General features: G+C 62.0%; 3 protein-coding genes. All 3 read left to right on the top strand.

What is annotated here, in order from left to right; translation table 11 throughout:
* On the top strand, positions 1 to 957 hold a 957-nt coding region (locus FJ980_RS29325; RefSeq protein ID WP_140547123.1), incomplete at its 5' end, for a hypothetical protein.
* A gap of 33 nt (positions 958 to 990) precedes the next feature.
* Positions 991 to 2136: a hypothetical protein gene (locus FJ980_RS29320; protein ID WP_140547122.1), complete on the top strand. Its 1146-nt coding sequence runs from the start codon at positions 991 to 993 to the stop codon at positions 2134 to 2136.
* A gap of 24 nt (positions 2137 to 2160) precedes the next feature.
* Positions 2161 to 4071, top strand: coding sequence for an ATP-binding protein (locus tag FJ980_RS29315; RefSeq protein ID WP_140547121.1), 1911 nt, complete (start codon positions 2161 to 2163; stop codon positions 4069 to 4071).
* The last annotated feature ends 38 nt before the right edge of the window (positions 4072 to 4109 follow it).

Genomic DNA, 4109 nt, shown 5'->3' with positions numbered 1-4109 from the left:
GCCAATTTCGACATCGAGAACGCCCGCATCGAGGACGTGCTCAAGCAGCAGAAGGTTATGGAAGGCAATATTGCCGACCTGATCATCGGGCTTGAGGACGCAACCAATGTCTTCGGCGCCGAGTTCGAAAGCATGAAGAACTACACCGGCTGGGAAAACTTCGTCGGTGTCTTTTCGGCGCAGCGCAAGCAGCGCATGCGCACCGACCGCGTCCGCAACATGTCGCTTGCCGGCAATCTGCAGGAGCTTTTGGCGAAATCGGATACCATCGTCGGCATCCTGAAGGCGCAGAAGCAGGTCCTCGACCAGCGCTACAAGACCTCCGAGGCCAGCCTGTCGCAGGTCATCGAGCGCCGTAAGGTGACGATGACCAATCTTGAAGCGGTGCAGAAGCGCATCGAGGAATTGAACCCGATGCTGCTCGACATCGAAAACAAGATCGCCGCCTCCACGACCCAGAAGGAGCGCACCGAGCTTGAGGGCGAGCGCTCCAAAATGGCGACCGAATACAATGAAAAGCAGGCCAAGGAGCAGGAGCTGCTTGCCGAAAGCCAGACGCTGGAGCGCTATACCTCGATGTTTCAGACCTTCGTCGATTCGCTCAACAACCAGATTGCCGCGCAGTCGACGCTGATCAACAAGCTGACCATCGACACCGAGCAGCGCATCGTCCTCTACAAGGCCCTGGAAGATTCGCTCAAGACCGCCGCCCAGCAGGACGTCGCCCACAAGATCAACACGTTGGGCAGCCAGGTCGACAACACGGCCGAGGAGACGATGGCCGGCATCGGCGCCGCCTCGCAGAAGCACATCGGCGACCTGCTCGAGATGCATGAGAAGAACATGGTGGCTTCAGCCGACATCCAGCGCCGCAAGAAGCTTGCCGACGATGCCTTCGCCCGCCGCTTCGACGACGTGATGAAGAAGCACAACGCCGCCAACTATGTGCAGCAATAGGCGGCGCCGCTGATTTCATTCCACGGCAGCCACATGACACCTGAGAACGACGCCGCGGCACGCTATTTCTCCGCCATCACGGCGGCGCTGAGCGGGCTGGAAGTGTTCATGCGCGACGACCGCTCGCCGCTTTATCGGCACGGCATCGTCGCCAGGATCGTCGCGGAGTATATCGCGCGGCTGGACAAGTCCTTTGCCTGTTGGCGCAACCGGCTCGGCTTCATGGACACCTTCCGCATCTCGCGCGCCGAGAGCGGCTACCCCGTCTTCCAGAACCTGCTCGAACTGGAAAACGACCGCCAGCAGGCCGATGCGCGGCTGGCCAACATCCCGCAGGCCGGCGAATTGCGCGATGAGATGGCCGACTTCATCCTTCGCCACAAGGAATTCCCAGAGGCGCTGCAGAAGTCGATGGCAGAGCGGCTCTATCTTGAGGACGTCAAGAGCGAGGCGACCTTCGGCCCGTTCACCCTGGCACAGACGGCAAAGGTTTCGGTCAACCCGAAAACCATGCGGCCCTATTATCTCGTCCACTGGGCCGCGTTCGACGGCAGCGCCAACCTGCCGCTGGTCTACATGGTGACAGTGGAGGACTCCTCCGAAAGCATGGTGCGCCAGCTGGTCGACGTGAACGGCAAGCTCAACGAGCGGGTCGATATCCCACTCCCCGTCGACGGCTTGCTCAACCCGGAGCTTGCGCACCGCTTCGACGATTTCACCGAGAAGAACTCGGCCTATACGCTCTCTCCGGCGACGATCGCCGTCAATCTCGACAAGGATTTCGAGCCGCTGCATCCCAAGCAGCTGAGGCGCGTGGTGCTGGGACCCTTCTACTCGGCCGGCATCACCGAGAACAATTCGACGGTGGCCGAGGTGCTAGCCAAGGTGCGCAAGCCGCAGAACGCCTGGCTGCTCACCTGGACGATCCAGGAGGTCTTCTCCAAGAGCGAGAAGCCCGGCCGCAAGGGCCTGTTCTCCAGCGAGAAGACGACGCAGGAGTTCTTCATCAACACCGACGATCTCGAAGCGGCGCGCCAGGGCGTGTCGAGCTACGAGAACCACGCGCTGATCCCGCACGAGGCCTATCAGGCGCTCTACGCCGCGGGCGAGGCGCAGAAGATCTTTTCCGGTTACAAGGTCCACATCCTGTCCAACGGACAGGTCATCAGCGATGTATGACCGTCAAACCGCGGAGCATCCTTTATGGACACCGGCCTGACCACGATCTCGGAAGCCGCAATCGAAAAGCACCGCGCGACCGCGCAGAGCTTCATCACCCGCATCGTCGTGCTGGAGGACCCTTCGCGCGAATCCGGTACCGCGCTTGCCGGCACCAACCGCCGCTTCGTCTCGACCGTATCGGTCGGCTCGGTGCGGCGCACGCGCGAGGTCGAGCTCACGAAAACAGTGGCGGCCATCCATCCCGACGACCAGTTGATGACGATCCCGCAACACACGCTGCTCTACCGCGCCCGCCGTGGCCTGGCGATCGCGCTCGCCATATCCGACGTATTCGCCGAAGGCTCCGACCTCGAAAGCCTGCAGGCGAGGAATGCGCGTGCGCCGCTGGAAGGCGATGAGGCAGCCACCTTCAAGAAGCTTCTGTCGGCGTCGGCTTACGTTTCCGCCTTCAGCTTCGCTTCGTATCTCTTCCAGCTGATCGACAGCGACGGCGAGCCGCCGAACGACATCCCCGAGCCCGACTTCCTGTTCGACACGCCGCAGGACGCGGTCAAGTCGATCGTCGCCGGTCTCGACAAGGCAATCGCCGGCTCGAAGGACGACGCCGACCTGGCGGCGCGCGCTCGCGCCTTCGCCCGCTCCGCCATCGACGGGTTGCTTGCGCGTAAAGGTCGCTTCGACGGCATTGGCCCGTTCGAAAATGCGCATATCCGTATCGACGTCGACGATTTCACCCTCGATGGCTTCGATGTCGCGCCCGGCAAACGCACCAAGCCGCTGGTGATGACCTTCAAGAAACCGGAAGAGGTCGTCGGCAACCACATCGCCAAATTCCAGTCGGTCAGGCTGGCCAAGATGCTGATGGCCTACGACTTCGAGCGCGAGCTCAACCCCTTCGTCGAGCTCGGCGGCTTTCTTTTCACCTTCATCGGCGACGGCGCGCCGGGCACCGGCAAGACGACGCTGATCCAGATGATCGCCGGCCTCGTCAATGGCTACTGCCAGGTCGCCGGCTATCCCTTCGCCTATGAGAATTTCGGCGTCGACCAGATCTCGTCCTACCAGGGCAAGTCGGGCCAGAACTGCCGCCAGTTCATCAACAACGTGCTCAATCCGCGCGTCATCGGCTTCGGCACCATCGACGACATCGACCAGGTGGCCGCGCGCCGTTCCGACGACCGTGCTTCCGCCGGTCAGCAGGAGATCACCGGCGTCCTGATGGATGCCTTCGCCGGCGCCTCGACGGTGGTGCGCGGCAATTGCTCCTTCGGCATGTTCTCCAACTATCCGGAAAATGTCGACGACGCGCTGCGCCAGCGCGCCGGCACGCGCTGGCTGGTCGACGGCCCGCAGACCCGCGACGACTATATCGACATCTTCGTGCTGCTTGCCGGCAAGAACCACGAGATCCCGCTGGGCAAGCACGAGCTCTATGCCGCGCAGGAAATCCAGCGCGCCGTGACCGAGGCCTATGAAGAGCACGAGAAGCCGCGGGAAGGTGGGCTGATGAAGGTCTATGAGCGCTACATGAAGGAAAATGGCGCGCCGAAGACTATGGCCGATGTCGGCACCTACCTGCATATGATCAAGGACGCCGAGCCGCGCTTCACCGGCCGCGCCATCAAGAACGTCACCGACGCCATCAAGATGCGCGCCATGGACATCGAGCTGCCGGACGACTGGTTCGAGAAGCCGGAAGCCTTCATGCACAAGAGCTACGACGACAAAAAGGCAATGATCGAGGAACTGCGCGGACCGTTCTCGATGGACATGGTCATGCAGGAGATCAATCGCTACGCCGATTCCGAATTCCGCTATTCCGACAAATCCGACGACGCCGCCGTGGAGAAGCTCCTGCGCGACGCAAGGCTGCGCGAGCGCGCGGCACGCGAGATGGAGGAGTTGAAGAAGAAGGGGCTGTGGAATGCGTAAAGCGCGCCTTCCCCTTCTCCCCTTGTGGGAGAAGGTGG

Origin of the sequence: Mesorhizobium sp. B1-1-5 (assembly GCF_006443065.1) — a bacterium.
Taxonomy (GTDB): domain Bacteria; phylum Pseudomonadota; class Alphaproteobacteria; order Rhizobiales; family Rhizobiaceae; genus Mesorhizobium.
The sequence above is the reverse complement of the archived record's forward strand: the minus strand, read 5'-3'. Positions and strand labels throughout refer to the sequence as shown.